Genomic DNA, 17191 nt, shown 5'->3' on the forward strand with positions numbered 1-17191 from the left:
GAGCGGATGATGAGCGTCGCGCAGCGTGCGAGGCCTTGGAATTAGTCATCTAGCCAAAGTGCCCCTGTCGGGGCGCCCGTTCCGGGCTGAGAATGGTGCTGCGGCCGCCCGGTGACGCCGTTGTTCCTATGGTCCTGCGAGGCCGTCGTCTAGCCGGGCGCGGGAACCGCGTGGTGGGCCCTTCAATGCTGCCGATCCGGGTCACCAGGAGGTGAGTCGGTGTGAGCGCGAGGACTAGTTTCGCTTCTTTGCCCTGGTGGTTCCCCCGGGCGGTCGTTGCCATCAGAACCGACCGATCCCAAGGAGGAGTGGGGTGTTCGCAGACTCTGAAGACGATGAGCAGATCATCGAACGCGTCGCAGCGTTGGACATCGGCAAGGCCGAGGTCGTGTGCTGTGTCCGGCTGCCCGCGGCGGCGGGCAAGAAGCGCCGGGTCCAGGAGGTGACCACGCACTCGACCATGGTGGGGTCGTTGAGCGACCTGGCCAACCATCTGGTCGATCTACGCATCGAGCGGGTCGTGATGGAGGCCACCAGCGACTACTGGCGGCCACCGTTCTACCTGTTTGAGGCTCACGGACTTCAGCCGTGGCTGGTCAATGCCAAGGACGTCCGGCACCTGCCCGGACGGCCGAAGACCGACGTGCTGGACGCGGTGTGGCTGTGCAAGGTCGCCGAACGTCAGATGCTCCGACCCAGCTTCGTGCCCCCACACGAGATCCGCCGGCTGCGGGACCTGACCCGCTACCGAGCCGACCTGGTCGGGGTCCGCACCGCGGAGAAGAACCGGGTCGAGAAGCTGGTGGAGGACGCCTGCATCAAGCTCTCGGTAGTGGCCTCGGACATCTTCGGGGTCTCCGGACGCGACATGCTGGCCGCGATGATCGCCGGGGAACGCGACCCCAAGCGACTCGCGGACCTGGCCCGCTCACGGATGCGTCCCAAGATCAGCCTGCTGGAGGAGGCCTTCGCCGGACTCAAGGTCGGCACTTTCGGTGAGCACCATCGGTTCCTCCTGTCACGGATGCTGGCACGCATCGATCAGACCAACAACGACATCGCCGCCCTCGAGGACGAGCTCGAGGAGCATCTCGCCCCTTTCGCTGACGCGGTCGCCCGGCTCGATGAGATCCCCGGGATCGGCCCGCGAGCGGCCGCGGTCATCATCGCCGAGATCGGCCTCGACATGACCCGATTCCCCACCCCCGGCCACCTCGCGTCGTGGGCGAAGTTCTCACCCGGGATCAAGTCATCGGCCGGGAAGAACAAGGGCAACGGCTCCACCGGACACGGCAACCGCTACCTGGCCCGGGTCCTCGGCGAAGCCGCCGTCGGCGCCGGCCGCACCGAGACCTTCCTCGGCGCCCGCTACCGCCGGCTCGCGCGCCGACGCGGCAAGAAGAAGGCCATGGTCGCGGTCGGACGATCGATCCTGACCATCATCTGGCACCTCCTCGCCGACCCCAACGCCCGCTACCAAGACCTCGGCCCCGACCACTACGACCAGCGCGTCTCAACCACCGCCAAGAAGCGCAGCCACATCCGAGGCCTCGAAGCCCTCGGCTACCACGTCACCCTCGAACCCGCCGCCTAACCACCGCAACAACCCTTCCCGGCTCCGCCGGGAGCTGCCGCCTGCCTGGTCACCGCCATTCTCGGACTAGCCATCCTGCCCCCTTGCGGGGGCGCCCGTTCCGGGCTGAAAATCGGTGGGTGGCCGCCCGGTCGACGACGCTCACCCTATGGTCCGTTACGAGGCCGTGGACTAGCCTGCGCGCGGGGACCGGCCATGTGCCCTTCGATGTCGCCACGACCCTTCAGGGTCAGAGCACGAGGATTAGATTCGATCCACCTCATCAGTCCCCCCGGGCGGTCACCTGTCACACCCCTGCTCCAACAGCGCGGAGGTCACCCGTCCACAACTGAAGCCGACACGCAGCACCGAGCCATCGGAACGGCGCAAGGTTGTCGTGTGTCCGGCTCCGGCTGATTTTCGGATTAGTGGCGTCCTCTAGAACGCCTGGGCCATCAGCTCCCCGAACAGCTCGTGCTCGTCGACCTCGAGGCCCTTGGCCCGGAACCAGGTGCAGACGTTCGTGCAGTCGCGCAGCAGGAAGTCCATGCCCGCCGTGTTGCCGACCAGGTCGACGATCTGCGGCAGGTCGATGATGACGAGCCGCTCCCCGGCCGCGAGCAGGTTGTAGGCCGACAGGTCGCCGTGCACGATCCCGTTGGCCACCATCGTCGCGAGCGCCTCGCGGAGCTGGTCGTAGTACGACGCGAGCAACGCCGGCGCCGGCCGGGTCTGCGCGAGCCGTGGTGCGCTCTCGCCCGCGTCGTCGGTGATCCACTCCATCAGGATCTCGGTGCCGTCGATCTGCACCGGGTAGGGGACCGGCAGGCCGAGCTCCCAGCAGCGCCGGAGGGCGTCCCACTCCGAGATGGCCCACTCGCTGCTGGCGACGATCCGGCCCCAGGTGCTCTTGCGCTTGAGCGCCCGCTCGTCGCGGGAGCGCTTGACGCTGCGGCCCTCGGTGTACGTCGCGGCGCGGTGGAAGCTGCGGTGCTCGCTGCTGCGGTAGCGCTTGGCCACCATGACGACGGACTCGCCGAGGCCCCCCTCGTCGGGCGGCGGGGAGCCGGGCACCGCGCGCTCGAGGAGGAAGGCGTCGGCCTCCTTGCCGGTCTTGAGGATGCCGAGGTCGGTGTCGACCGCGGCCTGGGAGGTCACCACCCAGTCGGGGCGGGGCTCCGGGCCGCGACAGAGCGGCTCGACCGCGAGCCAGGTGGACCATCGCTGGCCGTCGCCGAGGTCGTCGTAGGCCTGGAAGTCGAAGACGAAGGTCGGATCGAGGTCGTCGAGGCCGGGGTCGGTGGTGTCAGTGGTGGAGCCGTGCGGCTCCGCGGTGAAGTCGTGAGACATCGGTGTGGGTGCTCCGAAGGTGAGAGGGGTGCTGGTCTGCGGACAGGCCAAGGACAGTCGTGGACATGTCGCGCTCCTCTCGCTCGGGCACCCGGTCGCTCCGGGGCGTCGAGCACACTCTGGGGTGTGCGGTCGCGTCCGCGCAACCGATTAACGCGCGGTCGGGTACGTTGCCGACGTGCTCGCCCGACCCAGGTCCGTCGTCGCCCTGCTGATCGCGCTCACCCTGGCGCTCGGGGTCGGCGGCACGACCGCGACGGCGGCGCCGGTCGCGGTGCCGGGTGACCGGCCGCCGGGCGCGCCGGGGATCGGGGACCCGTACTTCCCGTTGGACGGCAACGGCGGCATCGACGTGGTCTCCTACGACGTCCACGACCGCTACGCCTTCCGCACCGGCCGGCTGAGCGGCTGGACCCAGGTCCGGCTGCGGGGCACCGCGCCGGTGTCGAGCTTCTCCCTCGACTTCCTGCTGCCGGTGCAGCGGGTGGAGGTCGACGGCCGCCGGGTGCGGTTCCGGCAGCGGCCGCACGAGCTCGTCGTGGCCCGGCCCCTGACGACCGGCGAGACCGTCGACGTACGGGTCCGCTACGCCGGGCGCCCGGCCGCGCTCGGCTACGACGGCGAGCGGAACTGGCTGGCCGGCCCGAGCGAGGTCGTCGCGATGAACCAGCCGCACATGGCACCGTGGTGGTTCCCGGCCAACGACCACCCGGCCGACAAGGCGAGCATGCGGGTCAGCATCACGGTGCCCAGCGAGTACGCCGTGGTCGCCAACGGCCGGCAGGTGCGCCGCGTCGAGCGCCGTGGCCGAGGCCGCGGCTGGGCGACGACGACCTGGCGCGCGGACGAGCCGATGGCGCCCTACCTCGCCTTCTTCGCGGCCGGCAGGTTCCGGTTCGCGTCGGGCACCAGCGACGGGACACCGTGGCTGGTGGCGGTCTCGCGCGGTCTCGGCCCGAGCGAGCAGCGCGGCTCGATGAGCCTGATGCGGCGTACGCCGGAGATCCTGTCCTGGCTGGAGGGCGCGCTCGGCGACTACCCGTTCTCGACGGTCGGCGGGCTGGTCACCAGCCTGCCCGTGGGCTTCGCGCTCGAGAACCAGACCCGGCCGACGTACCCCTACCTCGGTCAGGGCGCCGGCGCCGAGCTGACCGTCGTGCACGAGCTGGCGCACCAGTGGTTCGGCGACTCGGTCGCGCTGCGCCGCTGGAGCGACATCTGGCTCAACGAAGGCGCTGCGACGTACTTCGAGTGGCGGTGGTCGGAGGCGACGGCCGGGGCGTCCGCCGCGACCCGGCTGCGTTCGATGTACGACGCGTTCGGGCCCGGGGACCCCTTCTGGTCCGGCACGGTCGCCGATCCGTGTCCGCGCGGGGTCGGCTGCGTCGACCGGATCTTCGCGAGCTTCGTCTACCAGCGCGGTGCGATGGCCTTCCAGGCGCTGCGCAACCGGATCGGCGACGACGCGTTCGGCACGCTGCTGCGGCGCTGGGTCGCCGAGCGCGCGGGCGGACACGGCACGACCGCGGAGTTCGAGGCGCTCGCGGAGGAGGTCAGCGGCGCCGACCTCGACGGGTTCTTCGGCGCCTGGGTGCACACCGGGCGCAAGCCCGCCGACACCGTCGCCAACGGGCTGGGGTAACCGTCAGCCGAGCAGGGGGCTGACGATCTTGGCGACCACGCTGGGCAGGCGCGTGATCGACTCTTCGGCGTCGGCGATCGTCATCGCGCGCAGGCCGCCGTTGATGCCCAGCCAGCGCAGCGGCTCGGGCTCCCAGGCGGGGGAGCGGTGGCCGACCCACGGCAGCCGGGTGAGCTCGGTGTCGCGGCCGAGCACCAGGTCGCGCAGCGTGCGGCCGGCCAGGTTGGTCGTGCTGACCCCGTCGCCGACGTACCCGCCCGCCCAGCCGATGCCGGTGGCGGGGTCGAGCCCGACGGACGCGCACCAGTCGCGCGGGATGCCGAGCGCACCGCCCCAGGCATGGGTGATGCGGGTGCCCGCCAGCACGGGGAAGAGGTCGACGAGCGCCGAGTAGAGCCGCGCGAAGACCCGCTCGTCGCGGTCGTGCTCCGGCCGGATCCGGGAGCCGAGGTGGTACGGCGCGCCGCGGCCGCCGAACACCAGTCGGTCGTCGGCGGTGCGCTGCCCGTAGACGATGACGTGGCGGTGGTCGGTGAACGTCTCCCGCCGGGCCAGGCCGATCTCGTCCCAGACCTCGGGTGCGAGCGGCGCGGTCGCGATGATCAGGGAGTAGACCGGCGCCATCGTGCGGCGCTCGCCCCGCAGTGTCGCGGTGTAGCCCTCGGTGGCGCGCAGCACGGTGCGGGCGCGCACCGACCCGCGCTCGGTGCGCGCCAGGTGGGGCTCGATCGCGGTGACCCGCGTGCGCTCGTGGAGCGTGACCCCTCGGCGCTCGACCGCATCCGCGAGGCCGCGGACCAGGCGGGCGGGGTGGAGGGCCGCGCAGTCGGGGGTGTACGTCGCGCCGCGGGTGCGGCTGCCGCGCAGGATCTCGGCCGCCTCCTGGCGACCGAGCAGACGCAGGTCGTCGTCGCCGCGGTCCCACGCGCGTGCCTCGGCCACCTCGGCCCGGGCGCGGGACCACTGCGCGCGGCTGCGGGCCAGGGCGATGGTGCCGCCCTGGGCGAGGTGTGCGTCGATGCCCTCGGCCGCGGCCACCCGGGCGACCTCGTCGACGGTCTCGCGCATCGCCCGGTGCTGGGCGAGCGCGGCGGCGCGGTCGGCGTACCCCGCCAGCGTGGCGAGCGACGCGGGGAAGAGCGCCGAGCACCAGCCGCCGTTGCGGCCGGACGCGCCGAACCCGGCGGTCTCGGCCTCGAGCACGACGACGCGCAGCTCGGGGTCGGCCTCCGCGAGGTAGTGGGCCGTCCAGAGTCCGGTGAACCCGGCGCCGACGATCGCCACGTCGGCCTCGGTGTCGCCGTCGAGCGGGGCGCGCGGGGTCCAGTCGGTGTCGACGGTGTCGTGCCAGAGCGACAGCCGTTCGTAGTAGGGGTCCGGCCCCGGGATGTTCGGGCTCAGCGCACACCCCAGGAGTAGGTCTGCTTGCGCAGGCTCAGGTACATGAAGGTCTCCGTGGCGGTGACGCCTTCGATCGCGCGGATCCGGCCGGAGATCAGCTCGAGCAGGTGCTCGTCGCTCTCGGCGACGACCTCGACGAGCAGGTCGTAGCTGCCGGCGGTCACCACGACGTAGTCGACCTCGTCGAGCTCGGCGAGCCGGTCGGCGACCGGCTCGAGCGGTCCGGTCACGCGGATCCCGACCATCGCCTGGCGGGCGAAGCCGAGCTCGAGGGGGTCGGTGACGGCTACGACCTGCATCACGCCGGCCTCGATCAGCCGCTGGACGCGCTGGCGCACCGCCGCCTCCGACAGGCCGACGACCTTGCCGATCGCGGCGTACGACCGGCGCCCGTCCTGCTGCAACTGCTCGATGATCGCCTTGGAGACCTCGTCGAGCGTGGCCGTCGGTCGGTCGGGCTTCCTGCTCATGGAGGCGATGGTGGCGCAGCCGCCGCGCCCGGTCAAAGCGATCCGGCGTGTCGCGCGGGGATTTGTCGACCAGTGCCCCGATCGGACGGGGACGAAGGATTCCGTTGCAGAGTAGTTTCTTTTCGACTGGATCGCTTGTCGACGCGGGTGATGCATGGCACGATCCGAGCGTTGGGAGCCCCGACGAAGGGATGGGTGCATGGCCGAGGAACACCCGCGGGCCACGGGTCGCCGAGAGCCCGGACTCACCCGCCGTGGGCTACTCAAGACCGGGGGCGGGGTGGCGTTCGCGGGGCTGAGCATCGCCGCGCTGAAGCTGCCGATGTTCAGCGTCGACGGAGCGAAGCAGGACCCCGCGAAGTGCCGAGCCACCGACGTCTCGGCCACGTCCCAGGAGCTGATCGTCTCCAACTGGCCCGCCTACATCGACCCGCGCAAGAAGGCCACGTCGACGGTGTCGGTCTTCCAGGACCGCACGGGGATCAGCGTCCAGTACACCGACGACATCAACGACAACGCGGAGTTCTTCGCCAAGATCAAGAACCAGATGGGCTCCTGCCAGCCGATCGACCGCGACATCATCATCATGACCGACTGGATGGCGGCGCGGATGGTGGGGCTGGGCTGGATCCAGCCGCTCGATCCGAGCGGGATCCCCAACGTGCACAAGAACCTGATCCAGCCGCTGCGCAACCGCCAGTGGGACCCCGACCTCGACTACCACGCCCCCTGGCAGGCCGGGCTGACCGGCATCGCCTACAACGCCGCGAAGGTCCCGGAGGTGCGCAGCTTCGAGGAGCTGATCACCCGGTCCGACCTGAAGGGCCGGATGACGCTGCTCTCGGAGATGCGGGACACGATGGCGTTCATGCTCCGGGTCGTCGGTGCCAACCCGGACAAGTTCACCGAGGCCGAGTGGGGCCAGGCGATCGACCGCTTGAGTGAGGTCGTCGCGAGCGGGCAGGTCCGCTCCTTCACCGGCAACGAGTACATCCAGGACCTCGCCGCCGGCAACATCGTCGCCTGCGAGGCCTGGTCGGGCGACGTCATCCAGGCTCAGTTCGACAACCCCGACATCAAGTTCGTCACGCCGGAGGAGGGGCTGTCCCTCTGGGCGGACAACATGATGGTCCCCAACCTCGCCGTCCACCAGGCGAACGCCGAGGAGTGGATGAACTACTACTACGAGCCCGAGGTCGCCGCGAAGCTGGTCGCCTGGGTCAACTACATCTGTCCCGTCGAGGGCGCCCGCGAGGAGATGGAGAAGATCGACCCGTCGTTGGTCGACAACAAGCTGATCTTCCCCGACAACAACGACCTCAAGGACTCCTTCGACTTCATGCCCCTGTCCGACCAGCAGTCCCAGCAGTACGAAGGAGAGTTCAACGATGTCATCGCCGGCTGACCTCGCCGAGCAGGCGCCCGCGCGCGACGACGCGTTCGACGGGCTGCGGCTGCGCGGTGTGACCAAGAGCTTCGCGGCGTTCACCGCCGTCCACGACCTCGACCTCGACGTACCCCGCGGCTCCTTCTTCGCGCTGCTGGGTCCGTCCGGGTGCGGCAAGACCACCACGCTGCGGATGGTGGCCGGCCTGGAGACCCCGACCGCCGGGTCGATCACGCTCGCCGGGCAGGACATCACCTATGCCAAGCCCTACCGGCGACCGGTCAACACGGTCTTCCAGAACTACGCGCTCTTCCCGCACCTCGACATCCACGAGAACGTCGCCTTCGGCCTCAAGCGCCGCAAGGCGCCCGACGTCGCCCGTCAGGTGCGCGAGATGCTCGACCTCGTCGAGCTCGACACGCAGGCCCGCAAGCGGCCGGCCCAGCTCTCCGGCGGCCAGCAGCAGCGGGTGGCGCTCGCCCGCGCCCTGATCAACAAGCCGGAGGTGCTGCTCCTCGACGAGCCGCTCGGCGCGCTCGACCTGAAGCTGCGCCGCTCGATGCAGATCGAGCTGAAGCGGATCCAGACCGAGGTCGGGCTGACGTTCATCCACGTCACCCACGACCAGGAGGAGGCCATGACGATGGCCGACACGGTCGCGGTGATGAACGCCGGCGTCATCGAGCAGATGGGCGACCCGGAGGAGCTCTACGAGAACCCGCGCACGACGTTCGTCGCGAACTTCCTCGGCCAGTCCAACCTCATCGAGGGCACGGTGAAGAGCCGCTCCGGAGACCTGGTCACCGTGGACATGCACGGCGTCGACGTCTCCATCCCGGCGCACCGGGCCCACGCCGAGGGCGGCAAGGGCTGGATCGGCATCCGGCCGGAGAAGGTGCTGATCGGCGATCCGGGTGAGCAGCTCGACGCGCCCGGCAACTCGATCCCGGGCGGTGTCGTGAGCGACGTCAGCTTCGTCGGGGTGAGCACCCAGTACCTCGTGCGGATGCCGTGGGGCCAGGAGCTCCAGGTGTTCGCGCAGAACACCGGACACCGGCGCATCTACCGCCAGGGCGAGTCGGTCGAGCTCTCGTGGCGGCCCGACTACGCCTTCCTCCTCGACTTCAGTCAGGACGCGAGGGCGGGTGCGCAGGAGGGCGACGACTGATGGCGAGCACCGCGGGAGTGGCGCCGGAGGTCGGCGCGCCGCCGCCCGAGGAGTCCGGCCGGCGGCGGGGGCGCACCGGCTACCTGCTGCTGATCCCGGGCGTCGTCTGGCTCGCGCTGTTCTTCGTCATCCCGTTCTACTCCCTGGTCGCGACCAGCCTCTACGACCCGAACGGCTCGGTCTTCCGCGGCTACGAGATGACGTGGGAGTTCTCCAACTACTGGCACGCGCTCCAGGACTACTGGGAGCCGCTGCTGCGCTCGCTGTGGTACGCCGCGCTCGCCACGCTGATCTGCCTGGTTCTCGGCTACGTGCTGGCCTACGCGATCGCGTTCAAGGCCGGCCGGTGGAAGAACCTGATGCTGGTGCTGGTCATCGCGCCGTTCTTCACCAGCTTCCTGGTGCGCACGCTCTCGTGGAAGCTGATCCTCGCCGACGACGGCCTCGTCGTGAACACGCTCCAGGCGCTGCACCTGATGGGCGCGGACGGCCGGCTGCTGGCCACCCCGTTCGCGGTGATCGCGGGCCTCGTCTACAACTTCCTGCCGTTCATGGTGCTGCCGCTGTTCGCGAGCATCGACAAGATCGACCACCGGCTGATCGAGGCGTCCAGCGACCTCTACGCCAACCCGTTCGTCGGTTTCTGGAAGGTGACCTGGCCGCTGTCGCTGCCGGGCGTGGTCTCCGGGACGCTGCTGACCTTCATCCCGGCGGCCGGTGACTACATCAACGCCCAGCTGCTGGGCAGCCCCAACCAGCGCATGGTCGGCAACGTCATCCAGAACCTCTTCACCCAGGCCAACGACTACCCGGCCGCGGGCGCGCTCTCGATGATCCTGATGATCCTGATCGTCGTGATGGTGCTGGTCTACGTCCGCAAGGCGGGGACGGAGGAGCTGCTGTGATGCGGTGGTTGCGCGAGCACCTGGTGCTGATTCTCGGGATCCTGGTCCTGATCTACACCTTCATCCCGATCTTCGTGGTCGTGCTGATGAGCTTCAACGACCCGACGAGCCGGCTGATCTATCGCTTCGACGGCTTCACGCTGCACAACTGGCTCAACCCGTGCGAGCCCGAGGGCATGTGCTCGGCGCTGAAGACCAGCGTCGAGATCGGCCTGCTGGCCACGCTGGGCTCGACGATCCTGGGCACGCTGATGGCCTTCGCGCTGGTCCGCCACCAGTTCGTCGGCCGGTCCTCGATGAACCTGCTGATCTTCCTGCCGATGGCCACCCCCGAGATCGTCATGGGCTCGTCGCTGCTGGCCCTCTTCGTGGCCTCCGGCTTCGCCGGTCAGCTCGGCTTCTGGACGATCCTGATCGCCCACATCATGTTCTGCATCTCGTTCGTGGTGGTGACGGTCAGGGCCCGGCTGGCGGGCATGGACGACAACCTCGAACAGGCGGCGATGGACCTGTATGCGACGCCGCGGCAGACCTTCTGGCGGGTCACCTTCCCGCTGGTCTTCCCCGGCATCCTGGGTGCCGCGCTGCTGAGCTTCTCGCTGTCCTTCGACGACTTCATCATCACCAACCTCAACGCCGGCAACACCACGACGTTCCCGATGTTCGTCTGGGGCGTCGCGCAGCGTGGCATCCCGATGCAGGTCAACGTGGTCGGCACGGTGATGTTCCTGGTGGCGGTGCTGATCGTGGTCGGCGGCGAGGTCAACAACCGCCGTCGCCAACGGGCACTCACCTAGCGCGAGTTGGCGCCAGATTGCAGCCGAGACGGCGCCAGATTGCAGTCAGACGAAGTACACCGGAGGCAGTCCGTGACGCGCGCGGACGGTGTTGTACGTCGTCCTGAGTCGTTGCTCCGCATGCTGCTGAGTTCCGAACACGTGTGGCTTGCGGAACGCCTCGATCGCCCAGCCGCGCACTCGCTCGAGCCACCGTCGACGTTCCTCGTCCTGCTCGGCCTGCTCCTCGCCGTGCCAGCGCTCACCGTCGTACTCGGCCGCGAACAGCATGTCCTCGAGTCCCAGGTCGATCCGGTAGACCTCGCGCCCGTGCACCCGAATCGAGATCTGGGTCTGCGGCCGCGGGAGGCCGGCGCCGTACCACCGGAGGCGCAGCGCACTCTCGCCGAACGACTCCGACCCACCGTCCACCAGCGGTGCGAGCACGCGCAGCTCGACGACTCCGCGTCTCCGATTGAACCGGGGGACCTCGGCGAGCAGCTGTTCGTAGCCGAAGGCTCCGAGTCCGAGCATCGTGTCCATGCCGTGGAGCTTGAGGTCGGCGGTGCGCTGGAGCCGTCCGAGGTCCAGCGCCGTGCGCAGCGGCGTGGTAACGGTGAGCCCGCCGATCGTCATCAGGTCGCGCGGGCGGATCTCCCGCTCGCCGCTGTCGACGAGCTTGTTGCGAAGGCGGCCGTGATCGCTCGGCCGGAAGCACGAGATCGGTGGCACCGAGAGGTGTTCGTTGGGTGCCAGCGCGCGGTCACCGGCGTGGAGCCACGACGCGGTCCGGTCGCAGATGAATGCGTCGTCGGGAAGGACCAGTCGCAGCGTCTGGCACCGCAGTTCGATCCCGTCCGGGATCGCCGACGGCACGTAGACGTCGCGCACCGGGTGGCGAAGCACGCCACGTCGGACCAGGCGGAACAGCGTGGCGGCGCTCAGTCCGATCTCCCGGGCCATCGCGAGAGTGAACGGATGGTTGGGCAGGTCGGGTGTCTCCATGCCCCGACGTCTGCCCACCGGTCCGGGACTTCAGCGCGCACCGGACCGATCTGTGGACAACCGGCGCCAATGAGGAATCTGGCGCCGGCTCGGCGGTGATCTGGCGCCGGGTCGACTCAGAGCAGCGAGCCGGCCTTGTCGAGGACGATGCGCAGGATCTGCTCGATCTCGTCGAAGTGCTGCTGGTCGCAGATGAGCGGCGGCGAGAGCTGGATGACCGGGTCGCCGCGGTCGTCGGCGCGGCAGTAGAGGCCCTCGGCGTACAGCTGCTTGGAGACGAAGCCGTAGAGCAGGCGCTCGCACTCCTCGTCGGTGAAGGACTCCTTGGTGGCCTTGTCCTTGACCAGCTCGATGCCGTAGAAGTACCCGTCGCCGCGGACGTCGCCGACGATGGGGAGGTCCGTCAGGCGCTCCAGGGTGGCGCGGAAGGAGTCCTCGTTCGAGCGGACGTGCTCGAGGACCTTCTCCTCCTCGAAGATGTCGAAGTTCTTCATCGCGACCGCGGTCGCGACGGGGTGGCCGCCGAAGGTGTAGCCGTGGGCGAACATCTCGCCATCGGCCAGGAACGGCTCCATGAGCCGGTCGGAGGCGATCATCGCGCCGAGCGGGGCGTAGCCGGAGGTGATGCCCTTGGCGCACGTGATCATGTCGGGCTCGTAGCCGTAGCGCTCCGCGCCGAACATGTGGCCCAGCCGGCCGTAGGCGCAGATGACCTCGTCGGAGACGAAGAGCACGTCGTACTCGTCGCAGATCTCGCGCACCCGCTGGAAGTAGCCCGGGGGCGGCGGGAAGCAGCCGCCGGCGTTCTGCACCGGCTCGAGGAAGACGGCCGCCACGGTGTCGGGGCCCTCGTTCTCGATCGCGATGGCGATCTGGTCGGCTGCCCAGCGGCCGAAGGCCTCGGGGTCGCTGCCGTCGAGGAGGCCGCCGGTGGTCTCCGCGGCCCGGTAGATGTTGGTGTTCGGGACCCGGAACGTCGAGGGCACCAGCGGCTCGAACTGCTGCTTCAGCGGCGGCAGCCCGGTGATCGACAGCGCGCCCTGGGTGGTGCCGTGGTAGGCGATCGCGCGCGAGATCACCTTGTGCTTCAGCGGCTTGCCGACGAGCTTGAAGTAGTTCTTGGCGAGCTTCCACGCCGTCTCGACCGCCTCGCCGCCACCGGAGGTGAAGAACACCCGGTTGAGCGAGCCCGGCGCGTAGCCGGCGATCCGCTCGGCGAGCAGGATCGCGTTCGGGTGCGCGTAGGACCACAGCGGGTGGAACGCCAGCTCCTTGGCCTGCGCGGCCGCGGCCTCGGCGAGCTCGGTGCGCCCGTGGCCGAGCTGGGAGACGAAGAGGCCGCCCAGGCCGTCGAGGTAGCGCTTGCCCTGCGCGTCGTAGATGTAGGCACCCTCACCGCGCACGATGATCGGCACGTCCGCCTCGTCGTACGACGAGTGCCGGGTGAAGTGCATCCACAGGTGGTCCTTGGCGGCCCGCTGCAGGTGGTCGTAGTCCGAGGTCATGGGGACCATGATGCGCGGCCGGACCCCCTAATTGCAAGTGAATCCGTCGTCTATGCCGGTCGACGACCACGGATTTCGTCGTGCGACGGCGATCGGGCCGCTCGTCCGGCTGATAGGAATGGCCCATGACCCGGTACGGCCCGCAGTTCGGTCCCGACATCACCTTCCTCGGCGTCGACCGCGTCGATCTCGACGCTCCCGCCGCGCTGGGCGCCGCCGACGTCGAGATGCCGCCCGGTGAGATCGAGCGCTCCCTGCACGCCCTCGAGGAGGCGGTGTACGCCGTCGCGCGGGCAGGTGCGATTCCGCTCGTGCTCGGCGGCGACCACTCCATCGCGCTGTCCGACGCGACCGGCGTGGCCCGCCACCACGGCTTCGACCGGGTCTCGATGATCCACTTCGACGCCCACGCCGACACCGGCCATGCGCCCGGCACCGGTACGCCGGAACCGGGCGGGCTCTCGAGCCGCCAACTGCTCGACGCCGTACGCCGTATCTGCCGCGAGCTGCCGGTCGCCGGCATCGACGTGGTGGAGGTGTCGCCGCCCTACGACCACGCCGAGATCACGGCGTTCCTCGCCAACCGGGTCTGCCTGGAGGCGCTCTCGGGCCTGGCCGCCCGCAGGCACGGCATCTCCCACGACCCGGCGGGCCCGTTGCTGGAGGGGCGCTGATGGCGACGCTCTTCACCAACGGTGCCCTCTTCGACGGGCAGCGGTACGTCGGTGCGGGAGAGGTGCTGGTCGAGTCCGGGCGCATCGTGTCGGTCCATGGTGGTTTCGAGGCTCGCTCCGCTCGTACCTCAACCACCGACGAGGTGGTTGACCTCGACGGCGGGTTGCTGGTTCCCGGCTTCGTCGACGCCCACGTGCACGCCGTGCAGGGCGGGCTGGAGCGCACCCGCTGCGACCTCACCGAGGGCGAGACCCGTGAGGACTACCTCCGGATCGTCAGGGAGTACGCCGACGCGCACCCCGACCGCCCGTGGATCCTGGGCGGGGGCTGGGCGATGTCGGCGTTCCCGGGCGGCACGCCGACCGCGGCCGACCTCGACGTGGTCGTGCCCGACCGGCCGGTGTTCCTGCCCAACCGCGACCACCACGGCGCCTGGGTCAACAGCCGAGCGCTCGAGCTCGCCGGCCTCGACCGGCACACGGCCGATCCCGCTGACGGGCGGATCGAGCGCGACGCCGAGGGCCATCCGACCGGCACCCTGCACGAGGGTGCGATGGCGGTGGTCGCTCGGTACCCGCCCGCCACCTCCGAGGGCGAGTACTACGCCGGACTCCTCGAGGGGCAGCGCTACCTGCACTCGGTCGGCGTCACCGGTTGGCAGGACGCGATCGTCGGGGCCTACGCCGGCATGGACGACGTCGGCCCGACGTACCTCCGCGCCGCCCGCGAGGGCGACCTGTCGGCCCACGTCGTCGGTGCGCTCTGGTGGGACCGCGGCCGCGGCGAGGAGCAGATCGCCGACCTGGTCGAGCGCCGCGAGCGGTACACCCACGGGCAGTTCCGGGCGACGAGCGTGAAGATCATGCAGGACGGCGTCGCCGAGAACTTCAGCGCCGCGCTCGTCGAGCCCTACCTCGACCGCTGCGGCCACGCGACCGCCAACCGGGGCCACTCCTTTGTCGAGCCCGACGCGCTGCGGCGGTACGTCGGGCGCCTCGACGCCGCGGGCTTCCAGGTGCACGTGCACGCGATCGGCGACCGCGGGGTGCGGGAGGCGCTCGACGCCCTCCGCGGCAGCGATCCCGAGCGCCGCCACCACCTCGCACACCTGCAGCTGGTCGACCCCGACGATGTGCCGCGCTTCGCCGCGCTCGGCGTCGCCGCGAACCTGCAGATGCTGTGGGCCTGCTACGACGACCAGATGGTCGAGCTGACGCTGCCGTTCCTGGGGGAGGAGCGGTCGCGCTGGCAGTACCCCTTCGGCGACCTCGAGCGCCACGGCGCCCGGCTGGTCGCGGGCAGCGACTGGCCGGTCAGCACCCCGAATCCGCTCGAGGCGATCCACGTCGCGGTCAACCGGACGGCGTACGGCGAGGCGGGCCGCGCCGGCCACGACCGGTTCCTGCCCGAGCAGGCGATCGCGCTCGAGTCGGCGTTCGCGGCGTACACCTCGGGCTCGGCGTGGATCAACCACAGGGACAACGCCGGCGTGTTGCGCCCGGGCGCGACCGCGGACCTGGTGGTGCTGGACCGCGACCCGTTCGCCGAGTCCGCCGACGACATCGGCGCCACGCAGGTCGCGTCCACGTGGATCGACGGTACGCCCGTCCATCGCGCCTGAGACAACGAAATCAGTATCTAAACGGGCTCGCCCCTACAGATTTCGTTGTCCCATCACTAGGCTCGCAGCCATGGCCGACCAGACCTTCAAGAACGTCGTCAACGGGGAGCTCGTCGACAGCGCGTCGGGGGAGACCTACGACGTCATCGACCCGACCACGGGCGAGGTGTACGCGCAGGCGCCGAAGTCGGGCGCCGAGGACATCGACCGGGCCTACGCCGCGGCCGACGCCGCCTTCGACGGGTGGGCGTACGCGACACCCCAGGACCGCTCCAACGCGCTGCTGAGGATCGCGAGCGCGATCGAGGAGCGGGTCGAGGAGATCAACGCCGTCGAGTGCAAGGACACCGGCAAGCCGGTGCAGCTCACCATGGACGAGGAGATGCCGTACGCCTCCGACCACTTCAAGTTCTTCGCGGGCGCGGCCCGGATGCTCGAGGGCAAGGCGGCCGGGGAGTACCTGGCCGACCACACCTCGTGGGTGCGCCGCGAGCCGATCGGCGTCGTCGGCCAGGTGACGCCGTGGAACTACCCGCTGCTCATGATGATCTGGAAGATCGCGCCCGCGCTGGCGGCGGGCAACACGGTCGTGCTGAAGCCCAGCGACACCACGCCCGCGAGCTCGACACTGCTCGCCGAGCTGTGCCAGGAGTTCCTGCCGCCGGGCGTGCTCAATGTGGTCTGCGGCGACCGCGACACCGGACGCGCGCTGGTCTCTCACAAGACGCCGCAGATGGTCGCGATCACGGGCTCGGTGCGTGCGGGCATGCAGGTCGCCGAGGCGGCGTCGCACGACCTCAAGCGCGTCCACCTCGAGCTCGGCGGCAAGGCGCCGGTCGTGGTCTTCGACGACGCCGACATCGCCGGCGCCGCCGAGGGCATCGCCGGCGCCGGACTCTTCAACGCCGGCCAGGACTGCACCGCCGCCACGCGGGTGCTGGTGCAGCAGGGCATCCACGACGAGTTCGTCGCCGCGCTGGCCGAGGCCGCGAAGGGGATGCCGACCGGCATGCCCGACGACGAGGCGACGTACTACGGGCCGCTCAACAACGCCAACCAGCTCAGCCACGTCACCGGCATGGTGGACCGGCTCCCCGACCACGCGACGATCAACACCGGCGGTGCGCGCAAGGGCGAGAAGGGCTACTTCTACGAGCCCACCGTGCTCTCCGGCCTGCGGCAGACCGACGAGCAGATCCAGACCGAGATCTTCGGCCCGGTGATGACGGTCCAGAGGTTCACCGACGAGGCGCAGGCGCTCGCCTGGGCGAACGACGTGCAGTACGGCCTGTCCTCCAGCGTCTGGACCACGGACCACGCCCGCGCCCTGCGGATGTCGCGCAGGCTCGACTTCGGCGCGGTGTGGATCAACACCCACATCCCCTTCGTGTCCGAGATGCCGCACGGTGGCTTCAAGCACTCCGGCTACGGCAAGGACCTCTCCGGCTACGGCTTCGAGGACTACACCCGGATCAAGCACGTCATGAGCTACATCGGTGGTTGAGGTCGGTGGTTGAGGTCGGTGGTTGAGGTGCTCCGGAGCGAGGTACGAGCGGAGGAGCCTCGAAACCTCGTGAGTCGAGAAGCATGTCCAACCCGAGGCCGCGTTGCGGCGTACTGGGTTTCGAGGCTCGTCGCTGGCGCTCCTCGCACCTCAACCACCCGAGCCGGTGGTTGAGGTGTGAAGGCCGTCAAGGCCTGAGGCTCGAAACC

Annotated in this window: 14 protein-coding genes; 9 read left to right on the forward strand and 5 right to left on the reverse strand. The window is 69.9% G+C overall.

The window, feature by feature from the left end; translation table 11 throughout:
- Window positions 1-313: 313 nt before the first annotated feature.
- Window positions 314-1594 carry an IS110 family RNA-guided transposase gene (locus KM427_RS10145; RefSeq protein ID WP_215527114.1) on the forward strand — a complete coding sequence of 427 codons (1281 nt, stop codon included), beginning with the start codon at window positions 314-316 and terminating at the stop codon, window positions 1592-1594.
- 417 nt (window positions 1595-2011) lie between these two features.
- Here the strand turns inward: KM427_RS10145 and KM427_RS10150 are convergent, their stop codons facing one another.
- The gene (locus tag KM427_RS10150) at window positions 2012-2923 is read right to left on the reverse strand and encodes a serine protein kinase RIO (RefSeq protein WP_183590543.1); all 912 of its coding nucleotides are present in this window, start codon (window positions 2921-2923) and stop codon (window positions 2012-2014) included.
- A gap of 178 nt (window positions 2924-3101) precedes the next feature.
- Here KM427_RS10150 and KM427_RS10155 point away from each other — a divergent pair, with 178 nt between their 5' ends.
- Entirely contained in the window at window positions 3102-4565 is a 1464-nt protein-coding gene (locus KM427_RS10155; protein ID WP_183590542.1) for a M1 family metallopeptidase, read from the forward strand.
- A 3-nt stretch (window positions 4566-4568) separates the two neighbouring features.
- On the opposite strand, the gene KM427_RS10160 is transcribed toward KM427_RS10155, so the two are convergent.
- Window positions 4569-5849: an NAD(P)/FAD-dependent oxidoreductase gene (locus tag KM427_RS10160; RefSeq protein ID WP_252275249.1), complete on the reverse strand. Its 1281-nt coding sequence runs from the start codon at window positions 5847-5849 to the stop codon at window positions 4569-4571.
- A 113-nt stretch (window positions 5850-5962) separates the two neighbouring features.
- Complete coding sequence (locus KM427_RS10165; RefSeq protein WP_183590541.1) at window positions 5963-6436, reverse strand: Lrp/AsnC family transcriptional regulator; 474 nt, start codon at window positions 6434-6436, stop codon at window positions 5963-5965.
- A 199-nt stretch (window positions 6437-6635) separates the two neighbouring features.
- Between KM427_RS10165 and KM427_RS10170 the strand changes: the two genes are divergently transcribed.
- From KM427_RS10170 to KM427_RS10185, 4 genes are read left to right on the forward strand one after another with little or no spacing between them, the layout of a single operon-like run.
- Window positions 6636-7841, forward strand: coding sequence for a polyamine ABC transporter substrate-binding protein (locus tag KM427_RS10170; RefSeq protein ID WP_252275251.1), 1206 nt, complete (start codon window positions 6636-6638; stop codon window positions 7839-7841).
- Window positions 7825-8991: an ABC transporter ATP-binding protein gene (locus KM427_RS10175; protein WP_183590540.1), complete on the forward strand. Its 1167-nt coding sequence runs from the start codon at window positions 7825-7827 to the stop codon at window positions 8989-8991. The genes KM427_RS10170 and KM427_RS10175 overlap by 17 nt, the downstream gene beginning before the upstream one ends.
- Entirely contained in the window at window positions 8991-9896 is a 906-nt protein-coding gene (locus KM427_RS10180) for an ABC transporter permease (protein ID WP_183590539.1), read from the forward strand. The genes KM427_RS10175 and KM427_RS10180 overlap by 1 nt, the downstream gene beginning before the upstream one ends.
- The gene (locus KM427_RS10185; RefSeq protein WP_183590538.1) at window positions 9896-10693 is read left to right on the forward strand and encodes an ABC transporter permease; all 798 of its coding nucleotides are present in this window, start codon (window positions 9896-9898) and stop codon (window positions 10691-10693) included. The genes KM427_RS10180 and KM427_RS10185 overlap by 1 nt, the downstream gene beginning before the upstream one ends.
- A 45-nt stretch (window positions 10694-10738) precedes the next feature.
- Here the strand turns inward: KM427_RS10185 and KM427_RS10190 are convergent, their stop codons facing one another.
- Complete coding sequence (locus KM427_RS10190) at window positions 10739-11677, reverse strand: hypothetical protein (protein ID WP_215527115.1); 939 nt, start codon at window positions 11675-11677, stop codon at window positions 10739-10741.
- Between the two features lie 116 nt (window positions 11678-11793).
- Complete coding sequence (locus KM427_RS10195; RefSeq protein WP_215527116.1) at window positions 11794-13182, reverse strand: aspartate aminotransferase family protein; 1389 nt, start codon at window positions 13180-13182, stop codon at window positions 11794-11796.
- Between the two features lie 125 nt (window positions 13183-13307).
- Between KM427_RS10195 and KM427_RS10200 the strand changes: the two genes are divergently transcribed.
- From KM427_RS10200 to KM427_RS10210, 3 genes are all read left to right on the forward strand, one after another.
- Window positions 13308-13856, forward strand: coding sequence for an arginase family protein (locus KM427_RS10200; RefSeq protein WP_215527117.1), 549 nt, complete (start codon window positions 13308-13310; stop codon window positions 13854-13856).
- The gene (locus KM427_RS10205) at window positions 13856-15478 is read left to right on the forward strand and encodes an amidohydrolase (RefSeq protein WP_215527118.1); all 1623 of its coding nucleotides are present in this window, start codon (window positions 13856-13858) and stop codon (window positions 15476-15478) included. Before KM427_RS10200 ends, KM427_RS10205 begins: the two co-directional genes overlap by 1 nt.
- A 70-nt stretch (window positions 15479-15548) precedes the next feature.
- A complete protein-coding gene (locus KM427_RS10210; protein ID WP_215527119.1) occupies window positions 15549-16982 on the forward strand; it encodes an aminobutyraldehyde dehydrogenase in 1434 nt (477 codons plus the stop codon).
- The last annotated feature ends 209 nt before the right edge of the window (window positions 16983-17191 follow it).

This window comes from Nocardioides sp. LMS-CY (assembly GCF_018732145.1).
Taxonomy (GTDB): Bacteria; Actinomycetota; Actinomycetes; order Propionibacteriales; family Nocardioidaceae; genus Nocardioides; species Nocardioides soli.